This is a genomic window from Streptomyces sp. NPDC059248 (assembly GCF_042753905.1).
Taxonomy (GTDB): domain Bacteria; phylum Actinomycetota; class Actinomycetes; order Streptomycetales; family Streptomycetaceae; genus Streptomyces.
Genome location: NZ_JBHYZV010000014.1, coordinates 59246 through 79997 on the forward strand (window position 1 = coordinate 59246; position 20752 = coordinate 79997).

Annotated in this window: 15 protein-coding genes; 5 read left to right on the top strand and 10 right to left on the bottom strand. The window is 73.3% G+C overall.

All coding sequences use genetic code 11. The annotated features are described in order from the left end of the window. Nucleotides 1-145: 145 nt before the first annotated feature. Entirely contained in the window at nt 146-1099 is a 954-nt protein-coding gene (locus ACFXG1_RS08450) for a hypothetical protein (protein ID WP_384717838.1), read from the bottom strand. Nucleotides 1100-1854: 755 nt separating this feature from the next. Here ACFXG1_RS08450 and ACFXG1_RS08455 point away from each other — a divergent pair. Next, nucleotides 1855-2241 (top strand): DUF6299 family protein, encoded by a 387-nt coding sequence (locus ACFXG1_RS08455; RefSeq protein ID WP_384741728.1) that lies wholly within the window; start codon nt 1855-1857, stop codon nt 2239-2241. 94 nt (nt 2242-2335) lie between these two features. On the opposite strand, the gene ACFXG1_RS08460 is transcribed toward ACFXG1_RS08455, so the two are convergent. The 3 genes from ACFXG1_RS08460 to ACFXG1_RS08470 form a co-directional block, all read right to left on the bottom strand. Further along, the gene (locus ACFXG1_RS08460) at nt 2336-5392 is read right to left on the bottom strand and encodes an alpha-mannosidase (protein ID WP_384741730.1); all 3057 of its coding nucleotides are present in this window, start codon (nt 5390-5392) and stop codon (nt 2336-2338) included. 265 nt (nt 5393-5657) lie between these two features. Then, the gene (locus tag ACFXG1_RS08465; RefSeq protein ID WP_384741732.1) at nt 5658-8210 is read right to left on the bottom strand and encodes a SpoIIE family protein phosphatase; all 2553 of its coding nucleotides are present in this window, start codon (nt 8208-8210) and stop codon (nt 5658-5660) included. A 124-nt stretch (nt 8211-8334) separates the two neighbouring features. Further along, nucleotides 8335-8802: a DUF1348 family protein gene (locus ACFXG1_RS08470; RefSeq protein ID WP_384724416.1), complete on the bottom strand. Its 468-nt coding sequence runs from the start codon at nt 8800-8802 to the stop codon at nt 8335-8337. Nucleotides 8803-9047: 245 nt separating this feature from the next. On the opposite strand from ACFXG1_RS08470, the gene ACFXG1_RS08475 reads away from it, so the two are divergent. The 3 genes from ACFXG1_RS08475 to ACFXG1_RS08485 all read left to right on the top strand — a co-directional run bounded on the left by ACFXG1_RS08475 (nt 9048) and on the right by ACFXG1_RS08485 (nt 12627). Then, on the top strand, nt 9048-9971 hold the full coding sequence (locus tag ACFXG1_RS08475; protein WP_384721010.1) for a MurR/RpiR family transcriptional regulator: 924 nt from the start codon (nt 9048-9050) through the stop codon (nt 9969-9971). A gap of 485 nt (nt 9972-10456) precedes the next feature. Further along, nucleotides 10457-10894: a hypothetical protein gene (locus ACFXG1_RS08480; RefSeq protein WP_384721007.1), complete on the top strand. Its 438-nt coding sequence runs from the start codon at nt 10457-10459 to the stop codon at nt 10892-10894. Nucleotides 10895-11199: 305 nt separating this feature from the next. After that, nucleotides 11200-12627 carry an MFS transporter gene (locus ACFXG1_RS08485; RefSeq protein WP_384741735.1) on the top strand — a complete coding sequence of 476 codons (1428 nt, stop codon included), beginning with the start codon at nt 11200-11202 and terminating at the stop codon, nt 12625-12627. A gap of 67 nt (nt 12628-12694) precedes the next feature. Here ACFXG1_RS08485 and ACFXG1_RS08490 read toward each other — a convergent pair whose 3' ends face one another. From ACFXG1_RS08490 to lnt, 6 genes are all read right to left on the bottom strand, one after another. Next, complete coding sequence (locus ACFXG1_RS08490; protein ID WP_384718754.1) at nt 12695-13606, bottom strand: MerR family transcriptional regulator; 912 nt, start codon at nt 13604-13606, stop codon at nt 12695-12697. Nucleotides 13607-13798: 192 nt separating this feature from the next. Continuing rightward, nucleotides 13799-14419: a response regulator gene (locus ACFXG1_RS08495; protein ID WP_384718756.1), complete on the bottom strand. Its 621-nt coding sequence runs from the start codon at nt 14417-14419 to the stop codon at nt 13799-13801. Continuing rightward, nucleotides 14416-15723, bottom strand: a complete 1308-nt coding sequence (locus ACFXG1_RS08500; protein ID WP_384718758.1) for a sensor histidine kinase — start codon at nt 15721-15723, stop codon at nt 14416-14418. The genes ACFXG1_RS08495 and ACFXG1_RS08500 overlap by 4 nt, the downstream gene beginning before the upstream one ends. Nucleotides 15724-15768: 45 nt before the next feature. Further along, nucleotides 15769-16533, bottom strand: coding sequence for an ABC transporter permease (locus ACFXG1_RS08505; RefSeq protein ID WP_384718760.1), 765 nt, complete (start codon nt 16531-16533; stop codon nt 15769-15771). After that, nucleotides 16533-17468, bottom strand: coding sequence for an ABC transporter ATP-binding protein (locus ACFXG1_RS08510; protein ID WP_384741738.1), 936 nt, complete (start codon nt 17466-17468; stop codon nt 16533-16535). Before ACFXG1_RS08510 ends, ACFXG1_RS08505 begins: the two co-directional genes overlap by 1 nt. Before the next feature lie 487 nt (nt 17469-17955). Beyond that, a complete protein-coding gene (gene lnt, locus ACFXG1_RS08515) occupies nt 17956-19551 on the bottom strand; it encodes an apolipoprotein N-acyltransferase (RefSeq protein ID WP_384741740.1) in 1596 nt (531 codons plus the stop codon). Between the two features lie 140 nt (nt 19552-19691). Between lnt and ACFXG1_RS08520 the strand changes: the two genes are divergently transcribed. Beyond that, on the top strand, nt 19692-20741 hold the full coding sequence (locus tag ACFXG1_RS08520; protein ID WP_384718043.1) for an O-antigen ligase family protein: 1050 nt from the start codon (nt 19692-19694) through the stop codon (nt 20739-20741). Nucleotides 20742-20752 lie beyond the last annotated feature (11 nt).

Consider the following 20752-nt stretch of genomic DNA (forward strand, 5'->3'; position numbering starts at 1 on the left):
GGCCCCTTTCCCGAAGTTTCCCGAAGTTCCCGGATTCTCATACGGCCCCGCGGGGTCTCGGGGGACGGCCCGGAGCGCCCAGGGGTCCCTGGGGCTGTCCGCGAGGGCCGCCCTGCGGGCTCGGACGGACGCGGCACGGGACGCCTCATGCGGCGGGCACCGGCAGGCCCAGGGTGCGCCGGGCCCTGGTCAGCTGGTCGCTGGGGTCGCCGAAGGCGCTCCACGGCATCCGCGCGGCGTACGGCCCCATCGCGGTCAGCACGTCCCGCGCCTCGGTCTCCTGACGGCTCATGAAGAGGGCGTGGGCCAGATAGGAGAGGTCGAGGACCGGGGTGAAGCGGTAGCGGGTCACCTCGGGCAGCCAGTGGCGGTGGCCGTGGAGGGCGGTGGCCACCCACTGGGGCCTGCGCCAGGCGCGGTGGGCCAGGAGCGACGAGGGGTCGTACTCCTCGGCCAGCGCGACCAGCGGCAGCAGTCGCAGCGCCGAGGTGACGGGGGCGCGGTTGCTGAGGAAGGCGGCGACGTCCCAGCGGGCGCTGGCGGTGCCGCCGTACCGGGCGAAGAAGAAGGCGAGAAAGCGATGGTGGGCCTCACGATTCCAGGGGTCGAGCCGAAGGACCCTGGCGAGCAGCGGCCAGGGACCGGGGGGTGCGGTGAGAAGTCCGGTCGGCGCGGGGTCACGGGGCCGCCGGATCCGGGCGAGCGCAAGCTGGACCACCCAGGGGGTGGGGTCGCGGGGGTTGAGCCGGACGGCCCGTTCGCACGCCGCGCCGGCGATCGAGAGCAGGGTTCCGGCGTGCCGGGCGCCGTCGTCCTCCGCGCGCAGGGCCCTGAGCATGGCGACCCGCGCCCACAACAGGGCCGACTCGGGGCCGGGTTCCTCGGCGAGCCAGCGTTCGGCGAGATCGGAGTCGGCCGCCTCGGAGGCCAGGACCAGGGACCGGTGGGCCCGGGTGCCGAAGTCGGCCCTGGTCTCCCGCAGGGCACGGTCGGCGCCCAGATAGCGGCCCGCCTTGACGTCGATGCAGGCGCGGGCCAGCCGACGGTCGTCGGCCGCCGGATGCCAGACGTACTGTCCCCCGAATGACCCGGCAGGCACGTTCCCCTCCCCCGTCGCCCCTGACCCCACCGCCTCCGGCGCGCATTCCCGTGACGGGCCCGGTCACGGCCGTCGGAATGCGGCCGGTTCCCCGTGGATCACCGGCGGCGGGACCACACCCTACTCATCAACAAGTGGCGGAGAAAACACTCGTCCGGGTAACGGATGCGTTCTTCACCCCGTAGGGGCCCGTAGCCGTGGCCGGTTCCGGCATATGCCACCACCGCACGCCACCTGCCCCTTTACCATGCACCGCGGAGGATTCCCCAGAGTTTACCGAGCAAACTCACCCGAAGGAGGGGATCGCCGTCTTTATCTCCGTCCGTTCCGCCTTCGTTCGCGTCAGCTCCCATCGGGAAATGGCCCATTGCCGACTTGCCCCCGGAGGCGGCCTCCGCCTCCCCGCTCCGGCGGCGGACCGCCGGGACGGGCCCAGGGCCCGCCGGGTGGGCGCGACGGGAGCAGGGGGCGCCGTGCGCGCCCGGCCGACGAGGGGGCGCGCACGGTCGCCGGATGGCCGGAACGGGACGGCGATCGGCACGGCGGTGCCGGGGGTCGGGTGTGTCGAGTGTGTGGGGTGTCGGGGGTGTGGGGTGTGTCGGGTATCGGGCGGCGGACCACGGTGGACCGTCCGGCGCCGCTCCCGGCGGGCACCCGCCGTTCGGCCGTCCCCCGGGTGTCGGGATAATGATCAAACGATTCGTCCACCGGTGTGGCTCGTCGGCACCGCCCCGCACCCGGCTCGTTGTGCGGGCATGATCAACGCTCGCCGCGCCGCGGTTCTCCCGTCCCTCGCCCTCGCCGCCGCCCTGTCGGCCGTCCTGCTGCCGGGCACCGCCCTGGCCCAGTTCGCCCCCGCCCCTCTCACCGTCGACTCCACCGCCCGGCTCGCCGCCGACGGCTCGGTGACGCTCACCGGTACGTACACCTGCGCGCCCGGCTCCGGGCCCGTCCTCCTCGACGCCGAGGCGTTCCAGGGCGACCGCCACGCGGATCTGGAGGGCAGCCTCGCGGTCTGCGACGGCCGGATCCACACCTGGAGCGCCACCGGCCGCCCCGGCTCCGGCTCGTTCGGGCCCGGCGCGGCCCGGGGCGAGGCCGTCCTGATGGAGCTGTCGAAGGGGCTGCCGTTCCCTTTATAAGACCCCGCGGCCCACGCCGAGCTGCCCCTGACCCGCTTACCCCGCCGCGGCGGGGCGCCGGGGCCCGCCCCCCCGGCCGCCGTACGACATGCCGTCAGTCCGCCCGGGACAGCCGGAGCGTCACCAGCCGGAAGGGCCGCAGCTCCACCACGACGTCCCGGCCGTCCGGTCCGGTCCGCTCCGGCGGCGGGGCGCCGTCCAGCGGGCGCTCCAGCAGATCGGTGACGGCCACCCCGGCCACCGCGAACCCGGGTCGCAGCACGGCCCTGGCCCGGCCGCCGCACGACTCGTACAGCCGGACCACGACATCGCCGCTGCCGTCGTCCGCGAGCTTCACCGCGGCCGGGACGATCGTCCCGGTGGCGTCCTGGCCGAGCGTCACCAGCGGTTCGACGGGCCGCGACCCGGCGACCCGCCGCTCCGGAAGGTTGATCCGGTAGCCCTCCCGTACCGCGTCGTACGCCGAAGCGCCCGGCACGAGGGCGTGCCGGAAGCGGTGGACGCCCCGGTCGGCGCCGGGGTCGGGGAAGCGCGGCGCGCGGAGCAGCGACATCCGTACCACCGTCGTCGTCCCGCCGTCCGCGGCCCGGACCGTCCGGGTCACGTCGTGGCCGTAGGTGGCGTCGTTGACGACCGCGGCGCCCCAGGTCGCGTCGCCGAGGTGGATGTAACGGTGGTTGCACGCCTCGAACTTGGCCGCCTCCCAGCCGGTGTTGGTGTGGGTGGGCCGGCGGACCTGGCCGAACTGCGTCTCGGCCGCGTACCGCTCCGCGTGGACGTCGAGCGGAAAGGCGAGTTTGAGGATCTTCTCGGACTCGTGCCAGTCGACCTCGGTCTCCAGGTCGAGGCGTTTGGCCCCGGCGCTCAGCGTCAGCGTCTGGACGACCGTGGAGCGGCCGAAGCGGCGCACGGTCCGTACCCCGGCCGACAGCGGGGTGGTGACGAGGGTGCTCTCCTCGGTGTCCGTCAGATCGGTGCCGGTGGCGCGGTAGTACGCGTCCAGGTCCCAGGCGTCCCAGGCGGCGGGGTGGTCGGGGTGGAGCCGGAGGAGGCCCACGGCCGCGCCGGGCGGTACGGCCTCGCGTTCGGCTCCCGCGTCGTAGACGGAGACGGCCAGGCCCCGGGCGTCGATCTCCACGGTCAGCAGCCCGTTGTCGAGGATATGACCGCCGCCGTCGCGCGCGCAGACCCGGGGCGCGCCGCCGTTGACGGGCCCGGCGGCGCCGCCCGCGGGTACGCCGTGCCGCTCGTGCGGCGCGGCGTTGAAGACCAGCGGCACCCCGCCGTCCGGGTCCCCGGCCAGGGCCCGGCGGGCGGCGTCGGCGATCCGGGTCAGCTCGGCGGCCGTCTCCTCGTACGTCCGCTCGGCCTCGCGGTGGACCCAGGCGATGGAGGAGCCGGGGAGGATGTCGTGGAACTGGTGGAGCAGGACCGTCTTCCAGAGCCGGTCCAGCTCCTCGTACGGATAGGGGAACCCGGTCCTGACGGTCGCGGTCGCCGCCCACAGTTCGGCCTCGGCCAGCAGATGCTCGCACCGCCGGTTGCCCGCCTTGGTCCGCGCCTGGCTGGTCAGGGTGCCGCGGTGCAGCTCCAGATACAACTCCCCCGCCCAGACGGGCGGGTCGGGGTACTCCGCCTCGGCCCGGTCGAAGAAGGCCCCGGGGGTCTCCCAGCCGACCACGGGTGATCCTTCGAGACCGCGGAGGCGGGCGGCCCGGCCGAGCATCTCTCGGGTGGGTCCGCCCCCGCCGTCGCCGTGGCCGGTCGGTGCCAGGGAGTGCCGGGCGGCGCCCTTCTCGCGGAAGTTGCGGGCCGCGTGGGCGAGTTCGGCGCCGGTCAGCTCGCAGGTGTAGGTGTCGACCGGCGGGAAGTGGGTGAAGACCCGGCTGCCGTCGACGCCCTCCCAGAGGAAGGTGTGGTGGGGGAAGGTGTTCGTCCGGGACCAGGACAGTTTCTGGGTCAGCAGCCGGGTGAGTCCGGCGGCCCGGATGATCTGCGGCAGCCCGGCGGCGAAGCCGAAGGTGTCCGGCAGCCACGCCTCGTCGCTCTCGACGCCGAACTCCTCCAGGAAGAACCGTTTGCCGTGGACGAACTGGCGGGCCATCGCCTCCGAGCCGGGCATGTTGGTGTCCGACTCCACCCACATACCGCCCGTCGGGACGAACCGGCCGCCGGCGACAGCCGCGCGGACCCGGGCGTACACCTCGGGCCGGTGCTCCTTGAGCCGGGCGAACTGCGCCGCCTGCGACATGGTGTGGACGAAGTCGGGATCGTCGGCGAGCAACGCGGTCGCGTTGAGCGCCGTACGCGCCACCTTGCGGTCGGTCTCCCGCAGCGGCCACAGCCACGCGGTGTCGATATGGGCGTGGCCGACGGCGCTGATCCGGTGCGCGGACGCCTCGGCGGGGGCCGCGAGAACATCGGCGAGCCGGGCCCTGGCCGCGGTGGCCGTACCGCCGATGTCGTGCAGGTCGAGGGCGTCCAGCGCCCCGGTGAGGGCGCGCAGGATCTCCCAGCGGCGGGCGCCGTCGACGGGGAGTTCCCGCATCAGACCGTCGAGGACCTCGATGTCGAGCACCAGCTGCCACACCGTCTCGTCGAAGACGGCGAGATCCATCCGGCCGAGCCGGTACGCGGGTTCGGTCCCGGCGGTCGCGGGGTCGCCGAGCGGGGTCGGCCGGAAATCGAAGGGGCGGTGCGGGAGGACGAGCGGGTTGGACGCGGCCTCGATATGCAGCCGCACCTCCTCCCCGCCGCACGCGGGCGCCGCGATCCGTACCCACCGGTTGCGCGGATGGAGGCCCTTCACCGGGGTGCCGTCGGGCAGATGGACGAGGCCCTCGCAGTGGAATCCGGTGAGGTCGTCGTCGAAGCCGAGGTCGAGGACGGCCTCGACGGTACGGCCCGCCCAGGCGGCGGGCACGGTCCCGGTCACCCGGAACCAGCTGGTCCCCCACGGCGGGCCCCAGGGGTCGCCGACGGCGATGGGGGCCGGGGCCGCGGCGATGCCGTCGGCGACCGGGACGGGTTCGCCGGGCGCTTGCCAGACGGCGATGTCCAGGGGGGTCGTCTCGGGGTGGACGGCGGGGCGGAGGCGTTCGTCGAGTACGCGCCGGATACGGGCTTCGGAGAGACTGCGGTCGTCGTGCACGGGGCGGCTCCGGGGGTCGGTGGCGGACGTCGGCGCCGGGCGGCTGACAGCGTTGTCAGATATCGATGCGACCCTGGTGGCGTTCCGGTCGTCGCGTCAAGACCGCGGCCGGAGCGATCCGTTCCGACCCTTCGCCGGGTGCGCCGGGTGCGGCGGGTGCGCGGGCCCGGTGCGGGGCCCGGCGCGCGGGCCCGTTCCCGGATGTACGGGCCCGGCCTCCACCGGATTCCGGTCCGCCGGCTTCCGCCGCGCACCCCGGGGTGTGTCACTCCCAGCGGGACGCCAGCAGCAGCGCGATGTCGTCCGGCCGGTCCTCGGCCCTGCGCGCCTCGCGGATCAGCCGGTTGGCGGTCTCGGCCAGCGGTTCCGCGCCGCCGCCGGCGAGGGCGGCGCGCAGCCGTTCGACACCGGTGTCGATGTCGGCGCCCGCCTGTTCGACCATTCCGTCGGTGTAGAGGGCGAGGAGCGCACCGGGTTCCAGGGTCAGTTCGGTGACGGGGTACGAGGCCGTCGCGTCGACCCCGAGGACGACACCGCCCGCCAGGTCGAGGACCTCGGTTCGGCCGTCCGGGTGACGCAGCAGCGGCTGCGGATGGCCCGCCCGTACGGCCTGGGCACGGCCGGTCGCCGGGTCGAGGAGCAGATAGACACAGCTGGCGAACTGCCCCGGATCGAGGTCGATGAGGAGCCGGTTGGTGCCGCTCATGACCTCCGCAGGGTCGTGGCCGCCGAGGGCGAAGGCGCGCAGGGCGCTGCGGAGCTGGCCCATGGTGGCGGCGGCGGCGACCCCGTGCCCCTGGACGTCGCCGATGACCAGGGCGATCCGGTCGCCGGTCTCCACGACGTCGTACCAGTCGCCGCCGACGTCCATGCCCTGAGTGCCGGGGAGGTAGCGCCCTACGGTGTCGACGTGGTCGAGGACGGGGAGCCGGTGCGGGAGGAGGGCGTCCTGGAGGCCGCGGGCGAGGGCGGCCTCGGTGTCGTACCGCCGGGCGCGCTCCAGCGCCTGGGCGATCAGTCCGGCGAGGGCGGTCAGGACGGCGCGCTCCTCGGGGCTGAAGTCGCGCGGCTGGTCGAAGCCGAGGATGCAGGATCCGACGGGCCGCCCGGAGGCGATGAGCGGGAGGAAGGCGCGGGCGCCGACATGGGCGTCGAGGGGGATGCCGGGGTAGGCGGCGGCGAGGTGCTCCATGGATTCGAAGAACAGGGGGCGGCCGGTGGTGAGGGTCTCCACACCGGGCAGCCGGGCGTCGAGTCCTACGCCGTCGAAGCGGTCGAGGAAGCCCTGGGGGAAGCCGGTCTCCCAGGCGAGGAACAGATGCCGCTCGTGGAGGAGGTAGATGGCCAGTTGACGGCCGCCGAACGCGGGCAGCAGCTCATCGGTGACGACGGCCGAGACCTGGCGGGCGGTGACGGCCTCGGTGAGGGCGATGGCGAGGGCCACCGGGCGGTAGAGGCCGGTGGACCGCCCGGTCAGCGCGCCCAGCGGCCCGGCGGGGCGGTCGGCAGGCGCTCCGGGCGGGAGGCCGACGGGCCGTTCGGCGGGGTCGAGGGTGACGGTGACGCCGTCGTGGCCCGAGTACAGGGTCACCTCCAGCCAGGTCTCGTCGGCGCGGCGGGCGACGAACGCGACCGGGGCGCGGGCCATCAGGGCGGCCCGGAAGTGGTCCTCGTACACGGGATCCGCGAGCCAGGGCAGGGCCTCCCACAGGACGCGGCCCGCCAGTTCGGGCCGGCCCCGGCCGAGCAGGGTCTCGGCGCTGGTGTTGGCGTAGGTGACCCGGCCGAGCCGGTCGACGGAGAGCATGGCGCGGGGCAGCCGGTCACCGGCCTCCGTGACGGCCTGGCCGGGGCCGAGGTCGACGAGGAATCCGTGGAGTACGGCGGGGGCGGCGCCGGGCCCCGGGTCCCCGGCGGGACCGGGGCGGGCGGGGAAGGCGACGGGGCCCGCGCCCGGTCCCGTGTGCGGTTCGGGGCGGACGGAGACCTCGGAGAGCTCCACGAGATGCGCCCGGCCGTCGACGCCGCGCAGCCGGATCCGCCGGGCATCCGGACCGTCCGCCGCCCCGGTCCTGCGGGCGACGGCGCGCAGCCCGAGGCCGTCCTCGGGGGTGAGCCGGTCGGTGAAGGCCGTCAGGGTGCCGGGGAAGTCCTCGGGCCGGTGTCCCAGGATGCGGCAGAACACGGCGTCCCCGGTGACGGCGTCGGTGCGGAGGTCCCAGGTGAAGTGGCCGATACGGACGGGCGGCGCGCTCAGGGACGGCATCTGGGCGGACAGCGGCTCGGCGTTCCAGCCGATCTCCGTACCGCGGTCCCGGAGAGCGCCGAGCGCCGCGCCGAGCCGGTGGGCCGTATCGCTCATACGGCGCCGGTCGCCGTGGACGACGGGGCGGCCGGGGGTGACGGCCCGCAGAACGGCGAGCACCCCGAACCGCTCGTTCCCGTCGCCCACCGGGGCGTAGAACCCGCTGAAGGGGAACGGCAGGCTCACCATGAGCTGCGGGAAGCGGCGCATGGCCTCCTCGGCGTCCGCGAGATAGACGGGGCGGCCCGAGCGGAACACCTGGGCCGCCGGGAAGGGCCGGTTCACATGCACCCGCCACCAGGGGCGGAAGAGCCTGCTGGGCAACCCGGTCATCACGGCGAGCCGCAGCAGCCCCTCCGTATCGGAGCGGAGATAGACACCGCCGGAGAAGCCGCCGACCGCCTCCGTGGCCCCTACGGCGGCCTCGGCGAGCAGAAGCTCCAGCTCCGTCGGTGTGCCGGGGGCGGCACCGGACCGCCGGGGGACGTCCCCGGTCGCGCCGTTCGAGGTCACACAGCCAGCATGCCCGGCGCTCGCCCGGGAGGCATTTTCGGCGTCGGCATCCCGGGGCCCGCGCCCGTGGCCCCGTGGTGGGGTCCCCTCTTCCGGCAGGCCGGCGATCGAGGCTTGTCGCGGGTCACAGACCGAGGGCCGTCAGGCCGGGATGGTCGGCGGGGCGGGGGCCCTGGGGCCAGTGGAAGAGGCGGGCCGACTCCGGGATGGGGACGTCGTTGATGGAGGCGTGCCGGGTCCGCATCAGGCCGTCGGCGTCGAACTCCCAGTTCTCGTTGCCGTAGGAACGGAACCAGGCGCCGTCGGCGTCCCGCCACTCGTAGGCGAAACGCACCGCGATCCGGTCGTCGCCGTGCGCCCAGATCTCCTTGATCAGCCGGTACTCCCGCTCGTGGTGCCACTTACGGGTCAGGAAGGAGACGATCTCGGCCCGGCCGGTGATGAACTCGGAGCGGTTTCGCCACCGGGAGTCCCCGGTGTACGCGAGGGCCACCCGCTCGGGGTCGCGGGTGTTCCAGGCGTCCTCGGCGAGCCGGGTCTTGAGGACGGCGGACTCGTGGGTGAAAGGGGGGACGGGCGGGCGACTGGGCACGGGGCCTCCTGTCGGGGCGGACGGAATGGCGGAACACCGGTGGAGAACGATCGTTCTCCACCGTCGCCCGCAGCCTATCGAGAACGGTCGTTCTCCGCCAGTCACCCCCTTCCACCGGGACGGTTCCCGGCCCGGCCCCCGTCCACCTACCGTCCGGTATCCGAGACGGTGCATCACAGCGCCCCCGGTGCGCCCCGCCGACTGGGCTATGTTGAGCGGGAGCGGGACGAGAAGGAGTGACACCGGTGCCATCAGATCAGCAGGCACGCGCACAGGCGTCTGCGATCACGCCGGGAACGCGCGAGCCCATCGCCGAACCCGCCCCGGCGGACCGGGTCCTGGCGCTCTTCGGCGGCCACCGGCTCTCGCCGGGCCAGCGGCGCATCGCGCGCTACATCACCGACCACCTCACCGAGGCCGCCTTCCTCTCGATCACCGATCTCGCGGACCGGGTCGGGGTCAGCCAGCCCTCGGTCACCCGGTTCGCCGCCTCCGTCGGCTTCAGCGGCTACCCGGCGCTGCGCGAGGCGCTCCAGCCCATCGCCCTGAACGCGATCGCGGGAGTCCCCGACCCCCGTGAGCAGATCCGCCGCAATGAACTCCAGGCGGCGGTCGACGCCGAGATCGACAATCTGGAGAGTCTGCGGCGACTGCTCGCCGACACCGACCGAATCCTGGATCTCGGCCGCGAGCTGGCCCGCTCCGTACCGCTCACCGTTCTCGGCCTGCGGATCTCGGTCTCCCTCGCCGAGTACTTCGCCTACGCCGCCCGCCGGATCCACCCCGACGTCAGGACGGTCACCCGCGGCGGGAGCGTCGCCTACGACGCGCTGCTCCAGTCCCGGGAGGCGGGCGGCACCTGGGTGCTGGCCTTCGCGATGCCCCGGCACGCGAACGAGACCCTCGCGGCGACGCGCGCCGCGCGGGCGGCGGGGCTGAGGGTCGCCCTGATCACCGATCTGCCGCTCGGCCCGCTCGCGGACGAGGCGGACGAGCTCCTGGTGGCCGCCACCGGATCGCGGCTGGTCTTCGACTCGTACGCGGCGCCGGGCGTTCTGTCGGCCGCCCTGCTCCAGGCGATGGCGGACGCGGATCCCCAGCGCACCCAGACCCGGCTCGAAAGCTATGAACACGCCGCCGAGCAGCACGACTTCTTCCTCGACGACTGAGCCCCGAGCCCGGCCGCCGTCGCCGGTGGGCACATTCCCGTACGCCCGGCCTATGACAACACCCCCCGAACCGCTCCTCGTTGGACAACACCCGGCGAACCGGACTGCATGAAAATTTTCTTACCCTTGCGTACTCGACGGTATATATATTTACTTCGAGAAGTGGTTCGGAGATCAACAGGATCGATCGGATCCCATGACCGCCCACGCCTTGAGGAAGGCCGGCCGACCGCGACCGTATGGACGCACCACCGCGCCACCGGCCCCTTCCTCTCCGTCCTCCCGGCGCACCACGCGCCGCGCAAGAACCGGGCATCGCGCCCCGACGCACTCCTCCTCGCGTCGTCGCCGCGATTCCCGTACGGGCCTCCGGTCCCCTGCGGATGCCCACCCGGCGGCCTCGGCCCAACCCCTATAGGCCGGGGCCGCCAGAATCTTCCGGGGCGGCCCGCCGTCCCGGACCCGTCACGGCTGGAGCGACGACGATGCACCGGACTCCCTCACCGGCCGATCCGGACTGGCCGCTCCAGGTCGCCGCGCCCGGCACCCCGGAGTGGGAGCACACCGCGAGCCGCTGGCTGCGCGGCCTGGTCCCGGCGCGTTACGCCACGTATCCGACCCTCACCCGGCACCCCGTCGTCCTGGCCCGCCACGCCCGGCTTCAGCTCCAGCACGAGATCAGGGTCGTACGGGCCGGACTCCAGAGCTGCCGGGCCGAGCTCCCGCCGCTCGGGGTCTCCCATCGGATCGTCGAGAGCGCGATCCTGATGTACGCGGCCGAGCTGGACCAACTCGACCGGCTGGCGCGCGGGGTCCGCCTGGTGACGGCGGCACTCGTCGCCGACGCACGGGCCCGCGAGCAGCGCTCCACCGCTCCGGAGCAGGGCACGTCCGGGCGCCGCCGAGGCCGCGCCGCCGTCTGACCGTCCCCGCGGCCGGCCCGGCACGCCCCCCGCGCCACCGCGTGACACCCGCGCGCGCCGACCCCGCGCCACCGCGTGACGCCTTCGCGCCGCCTCTGCGCCGCCCCCGCGCGGCCGGCGCACACACCGCCCTCTCGCGCCCGGGCACCTTCGCGCACGCACGCCCGCGGCCGTCCGCCCCTCGGTCACCGCCGAAAGATCGCACGACCCCCACTTGCCATTTCCATACCCCCTAGGGGTATATTCTCCTCTCGCCCGAAGGGATACCCCCGAGGGGTATGGAATCACAGGAGAGGGGACGGGCTATGCCAACCGTCAATCCGCGGCGCTGGTGGGCACTTCTGGTGCTGGCCACCGCGCAGTTCATGGTGATCATGGACACTTCGATCATCGGTGTGGCGCTCCCCGAGATGCAGCGCGACCTGGGCTTCGCCCCCGAGGACCTCCAGTGGGTCTTCAACGCGTATGTGATCGCCTTCGGCGGACTGCTGCTCCTCGGCGGCAGACTCTCGGACCTGCTGGGAGCCCGCCGGGTCTTCATCGGCGGCTGGGTGGTGCTGATCGCCGGATCGGTGGTGGCCGCGGCGGCGACCACGGCCTGGGTGGAGGTCGTCGGACGCGCCGTGCAGGGTGTGGGCGGCGCGCTGATAGCCCCGGCGTCGATGACTCTGCTGATGATGCTCTTCGGGCACAGCCCGAAGGAGCTGGGCAAGGCGATGGCCCTCTACGGCGCCGCGGCCCCGGCGGGCGGTACCGCCGGAGTCTTCCTCGGCGGTGTCTTCACCGAGTGGCTGAGCTGGCCGTGGATCTTCATCATCTACGTCCCGATCGGCCTGGCCACCCTGGCCGCCGTCGGACTGCTGCCCTCCGCCGCGCCCCGTCGCGGAGCGGTCGACGTCGTCGGCGCGGCCGCCGTCACCGCCGGACTGGCCCTCGCGGTCTTCGCCGTCGTCCGGGCCCCGGAGGTCGGCTGGGGCGCCACGGACACGATCCTCCAGCTGATCGGCGCGGCCGTCCTGCTGGGTCTCTTCCTGGTCGTCCAGAAGTCGGTCCGTACACCGCTGATGCCGCTGGCCATCTGGCGGACCCCCGGCCTCGGCATCTCCAACCTGGGGATGGCCCTCCTGGGCGCCGCGTGGATCCCGATGTGGTACTTCCTGAACCTCTACCTCCAGCAGGTCCTGGGCTACGGGGCCTTCGCCAGCGGCGCCGCGCTGCTGCCGATGACGGCGCTCCTGATGGTCTTCATGACGCTGATCACCGCGAGGCTGCTGGGCCGGTGGGGCGCCAAGCCGCTGATCTCCGGCGGTCTGCTGGTCCTGGCGGCCGGGCTGCTGTGGCTCTCCGCGATCGAGCCCACGGGCACCTTCCTGGTGGACGTCCTGCCCGCGTCGCTGGTCGCCGCGGTCGGTATGTCGCTCGCCTACATCCCGGCGATGATGTCCGCGATCTCCCGCGCCCGCCAGGAGGACGCCGGACTCGCCTCCGGCATCGTCAACACCACCTACCAGGTCGGCTCCGCGCTCGGCCTGGCGGCGCTCACCGCGGTCGCGACGTCCCAGGGCGCCGGGAAGCTCGGCGATCTGCCCGCCCTGACCGACGGGTTCAGCGCCGCGTTCGTCGGCGCCGCCGCGGTCGCCGCGGTGGGTGCTCTCCTCACGGGCCTGCTGATGCGGGGCGGCGCGCCCGCGGCACCGGCCGACCAGCCGGAGCCGGTGGGCTCTTCCCGGTAGCCCGCACCCCACGAACTCCTCCACGAGGGCCCGTGCCCCTGTGGAGGAGTTCGGCCCGTGCCGTGTCTCAGGTAACGGACGAGTCCTGGGCGGACAGTTCTCCGGCCAGTTCCATACAGCGCAGCCGGGCCGGGGAGAAGTCGTACGGCATCCTGCCGATGGCTTCGAGCACGCTCATGGAGCCGGCCTGCCGCCTGCCGGAGCCGGTGGCGGCCTCGTCCTCGCCGTCATCGGCGGCAGCGGGGTGCAAGGCGTCCCAGGCGTCGAAGAGGGCGTCGTCGTCCTTGTCTAGACCGGACTCCTCGATGACGGCCTGCAGGGCGTTTTCGAAGGCGTGCCGCTCGGCGGCCACATGAGCCACCCGTGGATCGTCGACGGCGACGCTGTCGTCGAGTGCCTCCTCGGCGGCGTCGACGCGGTCGGAATCCTCCCGCAGGGTGGGATGCGTGGCCAGGGCGATGAACCGAGTGGCCTGGACGGCCGCGCCGAGCGGGCCGAAGATCCGCTCGGTGACCAGCAGAGTGTCCAGGTCCGTCTGGCGCAGGGAGCCCTCGGGCAGGCTCTTGAGGCGTTCGGTGACGAAGTCGGAGAGCAGGCCCATCCGGCTGCCTTCGGTGCGCATCCGCCGCACGGCGGCCCGTTGCCGCCGCAAGGTCGCCTCCCGCTCGGCGAGGGTCTCCTCCAACCGCTCCAGGATGCCCGCGATGCCTTCCCCGCCGTCCGCGCCCGCGGAAGCCGTGCCGGTGGTGAAGGCGTCGCGGATGTCGTCCAGGGCGATCCCGGCGTCGGCCGTCCTGCGAATCCACAGCAGGCGGATCAGGTCCTCGTACGCGTAGCGGCGGCGGCCGTCGCCGCCCCGCTCGGGCTCGGGAAGCAGACCGATCTCGTGGTAGTGGCGAATCGCCCGCGGCGTGCTGCCGGCGAAGGCCGCCGCGTCACCGATCTTGACCTGGCGGGGCGGCAGGAAGGACGCGTGCATGAGCGGGGACCTTTTCTCCGGGGATACGGGCGCAGGTCCACCCGACCATATGCCGCTACGGAAGGTGCAACCCCCGCACACCGCTCCACGCCGGTGCCGCGAAAGGGGCCCTTGCTCCGCGATGACCGCAGACCCTCCGGTTTCGATGCCGCTCGTGACGTTCCTGTCGTGCGCCGGCCGGCCGCAGGGGCGTCATATGAGCAGGCGACGGCGGTAGCCCTCGGCCACCGCAGAGGCCCGGTCACGAACGCCGAGCTTGTCGTAGATGTGCTGGAGATGGGTCTTGATGCTCGCTTCGCCGATGAACAACGTCGCCGCGGCCTCCCGATTCGAATTGCCGTTCGCGACCAACTGCAGCACCTCCTTCTCCCGGTCGGTCAGTGTGCCGGCCCCGGGCCTCCGGACCTGCTCCATGAGATGCCGCGTCACGGACGGCGCGAGCACCGACTCGCCACGCGCGGCCGCCCGGACGGCTCGCATCAGTTCGTCGGGCAGGGCGTCCTTCAGGAGATATCCGATCGCGCCCGCCTCGATCGCCGGCAGGACGTCGCTCTCGCTGTCGAAGGTGGTCAGGACCAGCACTCGGACACCCGGGGCCCGTTCGCGCAGGGCAGCGGTCGCGGCGACGCCGTCCATCACGGGCATCCGAAGGTCCATGAGCACGACATCCGCCGCCAGCAGCCGCGCACGCTCGATGCCCTCGGCTCCGTTCGCGGCCTCACCGACCACGACGATGTCCTCGGCGCCCGCGAAGGTGTCGCGAAGACCGCCCCTCACGATCGGATGGTCGTCGACCACTACCAGTCGGATCATCGGCCGGTCTCCCCCTCTGCCCTGGTGCCCCCGGGGGCGATCGCCGGAACGCGCGCACTGACGGACGTTCCTTCACCCGAGGTGCTCTGTACCTCTATACGACCGCCGACCCCTCTGATGCGCTGCCGCATGCTCGTCAGGCCGAAGCCGGTGCCGGCCCCTTTCGCGAACCCGCGTCCGTCGTCCCGTACGTCCAACAGCACCTCGGTGCCCGTATACGACAGCGTGACACCGACGCGCGAGGCCTCCGCGTGCTTCGCCACATTGGTCAGCGACTCCTGCGCGACCCGGAAGAGCGACACCTCGATCGCCGGGCTCAGTGGCTCCCGGGCTCCGGTGACCTCCATCCGCGCGGTGATCCCCTGGTCCCGCGACCATCGCTCGGTCAAGGTGCGCAGGGCGTCGGGGAGGTGCGCCCGCCCGAGTTCCCGGGGGGCGAGCGCCCGCACGGACCGTCTGGCCTCGGTCAGACTGCCGCGCGCGAGCCGGAGCGCCCGCGCGACGTGCTCGTCCGTCTCGCCCCGCGCACTCGCGGCACGCTCCGCCGCCTGGAGCTGTGTGATGATGCCGGCGAGACCCTGGGCGAGAGTGTCGTGGATTTCGCCGGCCAGTCGCTGCCGCTCGTCCTGCGCCCCGGACTCACGGGCCTGGGCGACCAGTTGCGCATGGAGCCCGGCGTTCTCGTGCAGGGCCGCCTCGAGTCGCTCGACGAGCTCCTCCCGCTTGCGTTCCTCCGGTTCGCTGCGCGCCGTCAGCAGGATTCCCACCCCGATCGCCGCGGTCTGCACGGCGACGATCAGGATGAACTCCGCGAGTACGTCCGTGGCCGGGTCGGCCCATACCCGCAGCGCCGAGCCGTTGAGGGCCACGGAGGTGGCCAGAACTCCGAGCACGCCCAACGGCCACGGCCTGAGCAGGTAAGCGTGGAAGAAGCCCGCGACGGTGAAGACGAGGAAGATGTCGGAGTACGTCATGAGGGTGGTGCACAGCGCCAGCAGCCCGACGAAGAAGATGCCCGCCGGCACGGGCCGGAGCGTCCTCCTCCTGATGGGCAGCGTGTGACCGAACAGCACCCACAGCACCGAGACCGCGACCAGACCGAGGACGGCCGCGCCCTCGGGCCTGAAGCGGTCGCCGTAGGCCGGAAGCACCCACGAGAAGTAGACCGCCGTCGAGATCGCCAGGAGCAGCCAGGGTGTGATCAGCTGCAGAAAGTCCCAGACCCGTAGCTGCTCCTCCTTCCACGCCAGCCGGGAGCGATGCGCGCTCTCCGCCGCTTCCGCGACGGCGGATTCACGCGTCACGGAACTCGGACGCTCACCAGCCCCGGCATCCTCCGTCATCGACATCTACTCCCAGCGGAAGAGCTTGGCTGCGATCGCGCTCGCGGTCACCGCGACACCCGCCATTATGGCGATCTGCAGCCAGAAGGGCTGCCCACCTGCGGTGGCGGTGACCTCGCCCGCTTCGGCGGACCACGCCGAGGTGAGAGCCTGCAGCCCGGGCGGTATGAATTCGCCGACCTCGCGCAGCACGTCGGGCATGAGGACTCGGGGCAGGAAGGCTCCGCCGGAGAACATCAGCGCGACGAACAGAAGAGTACCGATCTGGTTCGCGGCACCGCTCGTGCGGGCCACGGCCGCGGAGATCATGCCGATCCCGAACAGTGCCGCGTAGCCGACGACGAAGGCGACGACGAACTTCAGGGGCCGCTCGGGCGGCGCGATGTCCAGCACCGCCCACGCGAGGAAGATCATGAGTGCCGCGGAGACCACCACGGAGGCGAACGCGACCGTCGTCTGTGCGAGCAGGACACTCCGCGGATGCGCGGGAGTGGTCGACAGCCTGCGCAGGATGCCGCGCTCACGATACGTCGCGATCACCGCCGGGATGTGCTGCACGGCGATCATCACCATCCCGAACACCAGGGCGGTCGGCGCCCAGATGTCGATGGACCGGAGCCCGCCGGTTTCCGGCGACGGCTCTCTGAGCGCCGGGACAGCACCCAGGCCGAGCAGGAGTCCCGCCGGGAACAGCACACCGAAGACGACGGTGGCGGACTCCCGGAGGAAGAGTTTCGTCTCGACCTCGACCATCTTCAGGAGAGCGCGCATCAGCCGGCCCTCCTCTCGGAGGGTTCCGGGGACGCCGGGGCGCGTCCCGTGAAGGCCAGGAACGCGTCGTCGAGGTTGCGCTGGTCGACGCGGAGATCCTCCGCCACGACCTGCGCCCTGGCGAGGGCCCCCGCGACACTGGTCAGCAGCTGTCCCCCGCCGGTGACCAGCCAGCGGCTCCCGGTGATCTCGACATCGGTCACGTCGGGAAGCCCGGTCAGGACGCTCTTGTCCAGGGGTTGACTCACACGGAACCGGACCTGCCGCGTCGCGCTCGACTGCGCGATCAGCCCCGCGGGCGTCCCCACCGCGGCGACCCGGCCGCCGTCGATGACGGCGATCCGGTCGCTGAGGCGCTCCGCCTCGTCCATGAAGTGCGTGACGAGGAGGATCGTGACGCCCCTGTCGCGGACCCGTTCGACGAGGCTCCAGGTGTCGCGCCTCGCCTGCGGGTCCAGTCCCGTCGTGAGTTCGTCGAGAATCGCGACCTTCGGATTGCCGACCAGGGCGAGCGCGATCGAGAGCCGCTGCTTCTGCCCGCCCGAGAGGGCCTTGTACCGCGTGTCGCGCTTCTCGGTGAGACCGAGGAGATCCATCAGCTCGCGCCGGTCGGCGGGGTTCCGGTAGAAGGAGCTGTAGAGCTCCAGGGCTTCGGCGACCTTGATCGCGTCCGGGAAGCTGCTCTCCTGCAGTTGCACGCCGAGCAGCTCACGCGCCTCCGCCCGGTCCTCGACCGGGTCGAGTCCCAGCACGGAGATCGAGCCCGAGTCGGGCGTTCGCAGGCCGGCGACGCTCTCGACGGTCGTCGTCTTGCCGGCGCCGTTGGGCCCGATGATGCCGAAGATCTCCCCCTCCTCGACGGTGAAGGAGACATCGTCGACGGCGACATGCCGCCCGTAACGTTTGTGCAGATTGCGCACTTCCAATGCGGTCATACCGCGAAGTTACGGGCGTACCGCACCTCGCCACATCGACCGTGGCGTCCGGGCCCGGGTTGATTCGCGCCTCCACCGTTCGGTGGATCCGCGGGACCACGGTGGGATGATCACGGTATGGATCACCACGACGACCCCCACGAGAACCCGTACGTCACCGTCCTCGCCTACGAGAACCTCCCGGGCGGCGCGAAGCCCCCCGCCGCGCTGCGGGGTTGACTGCGGGATCGCGGGGTCGACTGGCTTCCGTTCACGGGCGACGAGATCCGGTACGAGCTGGCCTGCGGGCCCGGCACCGACGGGCGTTGGCGGGGCTACTACGACATCGCCGTACGCGCCGCGTCGCTGTGGCGGCTGGGCCTCCACCCCGATCAGCCCACGGCCCGCCGCGACGGGCCGTCGCCGCCGGGGTGGTGGCACGCCGAGGCCGAGCGGCGGCACCGCGGACGGTGACGCCTCCGTGGAAAACGGGCGCCCCGGGGACCCCTCAGCGGGAGACGGCCCGGCGGGCCCGGAGTGCCGTCGTCACCGACCAGCCGAGACCACCCGCGGCGATCAGGACCAGCGCCAGTTCGGGCCAGGCGCCCGCCCGGGTCGCCGGGGTCAGGGACGAGCGCAGCGGGACCTCGGCGACCAGGGCGCCGGGGGTGAACAGCTTCGTCTTCTCGACGACCTCGCCGTCCGGCATGATGACGGCGCTGACGCCGCTGGTGACGGGGACGACCACGGAACGCCCGTGCTCGACGGCCCTGATCCGGTCCATGGCGAGCTGCTGGTAGGTCATCTCGCTCCGGCCGAAGGTGGCGTTGTTGCTCGGTACGGAGATCAGCTGGGCGCCGTTGGTGACGGTGTCCCGTGCCATGTCGTCGAACGCGGCCTCGAAGCAGGTGACCAGGCCGACCTTGGTGCCCGCGAGATCGAAGACGCCGACCTTGTCGCCGGGGCCGAAGTCGCGGCGGACCCGGTCCACGTCCTTGCTGAACAGCCGGACGAAGGAGCGCATCGGGATGTACTCGCCGAACGGCTGGACGTGCCGCTTGTCGTAGGTGTTGACGGGGCCCCGCTCGGGGTCCCATTCGATGAGGGTGTTTCGCAGTTTCCCGGTCTCGGGGGTGAGGACCGCGCCGACGACGGTCGGGACCCCGATCGCCTTCACGGCCCGGTCGATGACCATCCGGGCGTCGGCGTTGGCGTACGGGTCGATGTCGGAGGAGTTCTCCGGCCAGAGGACGAAGTCGGGCTGCGGTTCCCGGCCCGCCTTCACATCGGCGGCGAGCTGTTCGGTCCGGCGTACGTGGTTGTCCAGCACCGCGCGCCGCTGGGAGTTGAAGTCGAGGCCGAGCCGGGGGACGTTGCCCTGGATCGCCGCGACGGTCGCGGTGCCGTCCTCGGCGGACGCGTCGACCAGCGGGCGGGCCGCCACCGCGGCGGTCGCCGGGACCAGGACGGCCAGCAGCGCGGCGGCGAGCGGGCGGCGCGGCAGGGGCCCGCCTCGGCGGCGGTGGGCGGCGACCCGGCGCCCGGTCTCGTACAGACCGAATCCGCACAGGACGACCGCGAAGCCCAGGACGGGCGTACCGCCGAGCGCCGCGAGCGGCAGGAACACACCGTCGGCCTGCCCGAACGCGACCTTGCCCCAGGGGAAGCCGCCGAACGGCACCCGGGCCCGGGCGGCCTCGCCGAGGATCCAGACGGCGGCGGCCCACACGGGCCAGCCGGGGAGCCGGGACACCACGGCGATCCCGAGGCCGGTGCCGCCGATGAACAGCGCCTCGACGGCGGCCAGCGCGACCCACGGCACCGGGCCGACGTCCTCGCCGGTCCAGATCAGCAGCGGCAGCAGGAACGCGAGCCCGGCGAGGTAGCCGAGACCGAATCCGGCCCGTGCGCGACGACCGCGCAGCGCCCAGCCGAGGAGGGCGAACGCGGGCAGCGCCAGCCACCACAGCGGGCGCGGTGGGAAGCTCGCGTAGAGCATCGCCCCGGCCAGTACGGCGGCCCCCGGCCGGATCAGCCGCGCGAGCGGACGGGGCGCCGCGGGGCCGGGCGCGGGCGGTTCGGTCGGGGCGATGGTCGCGGTCACAGCGGCGAGTCTACGGGAGGGGGGTATCGCCTTCCCGGGCCCCCGGGCAGGTCGGGGGTGGATCGGGAGCGGGGCCCACCACTACGGTGAACGCGGCGGACGACGGGGACCGCCGGAGTACGTTTCGGGGGGCTTCATTCATGATGACGGCTGCGCGGGGGGAGCGCACCAATACGGCGGACGGTGTGGGGATGGCCGTGCTCGGCGCGGCCGTCGGCTGGGCGCTGATCAGCGCGGCGGGCCGGCAGGCCGGTCCCGAGGGCGTGCTGCTCGCGGTCGTGGCCGTCGCCGCGGGGTACGCCTGCGGCCGGATGTCGGGGGCCTTGGTCCCGGTGGCGTCGGCGACGGCGGCGTCCCTGGTTCTGCTCGGGCTGGCGGTCTGCTCGCCGGAGGGGGTGCCGGGGGTGAACGCGCAGTCCCCCGTGGAGCCCGGCGACACGGGCGCGGCGGCGGCCCTGCTGGCGGTGAGCGCGGGGGCCGCGTGCTGTGCGGCGTCGGCGGCGCGGCGGCCGGGGACCCGCGTGGTGCTCCGTGGTCTGGCGGTGGCCGTGGTGGGCACGGCGGTGGCCCTGGGGTCGGCCGCGGGGGTCGCGGCGTCGGCGGCGGTGGTGCTGTGCGCGGTCGCGGTGGCCGGGCGGCGGCGGCGCACCTGGGCGCTGGCGGCGCTGGCCCTGGTGACGGTGGTGGTGGCGGGGGTGTCGTGGGCGGTGGCGAAGGACGCCCTGCCGGACGGCCCGGCCGACTATCTGAGGACGCAGCTCACGGAGAACCGGGTGGCGCTGTGGCAGGACGCGGTCGCCCTGGCGGAGGAGGAGCCGGTACGGGGCGTGGGGCCGGACCGCTTCGAGAATCTGAGCGTCACGGCGCAGCAGACGGCGGGCTCCGACGGCAAACCGCATTCGGCGCTGTTCCAGCAGACCGCGGAGCAGGGTCTGGTGGGCGCGGCGCTGCTGGCGGCGGCGTTCGGCTGGCTGCTGTACGGGCTGTGGCGCTCGCCGCGGCCGACCCCGGTGGTGCTGTGCGCGGCGGCCGCGCTGACGGCGCTCGCGGTGCTGGCCCTGCTGGGGAACGCCCTGAGCTTCGCCCCGGTGACGGCGGGCGCGGGACTGCTCGCGGGCCTGGCGACGGCCCGTGTCCCCCCGTCGGCGGCGGTGGGGAGCCGGCCGGTGGCCCCGGCGGCGGTCGGCTGACGACGCGGGAT

Coding starts and splice junctions, on each gene's coding strand:
- ACFXG1_RS08485 (WP_384741735.1), top strand. CDS start 11,200: ATGCCAACCGTCAATCCGCGGCGCTGGTGGGCACTTCTGGTGCTGGCC.
- ACFXG1_RS08505 (WP_384718760.1), bottom strand. CDS start 16,533: ATGCGCGCTCTCCTGAAGATGGTCGAGGTCGAGACGAAACTCTTCCTC.
- ACFXG1_RS08510 (WP_384741738.1), bottom strand. CDS start 17,468: ATGACCGCATTGGAAGTGCGCAATCTGCACAAACGTTACGGGCGGCAT.
- ACFXG1_RS08520 (WP_384718043.1), top strand. CDS start 19,692: ATGATGACGGCTGCGCGGGGGGAGCGCACCAATACGGCGGACGGTGTG.
- ACFXG1_RS08490 (WP_384718754.1), bottom strand. CDS start 13,606: ATGCACGCGTCCTTCCTGCCGCCCCGCCAGGTCAAGATCGGTGACGCG.
- ACFXG1_RS08495 (WP_384718756.1), bottom strand. CDS start 14,419: ATGATCCGACTGGTAGTGGTCGACGACCATCCGATCGTGAGGGGCGGT.
- ACFXG1_RS08480 (WP_384721007.1), top strand. CDS start 10,457: ATGCACCGGACTCCCTCACCGGCCGATCCGGACTGGCCGCTCCAGGTC.
- ACFXG1_RS08455 (WP_384741728.1), top strand. CDS start 1,855: ATGATCAACGCTCGCCGCGCCGCGGTTCTCCCGTCCCTCGCCCTCGCC.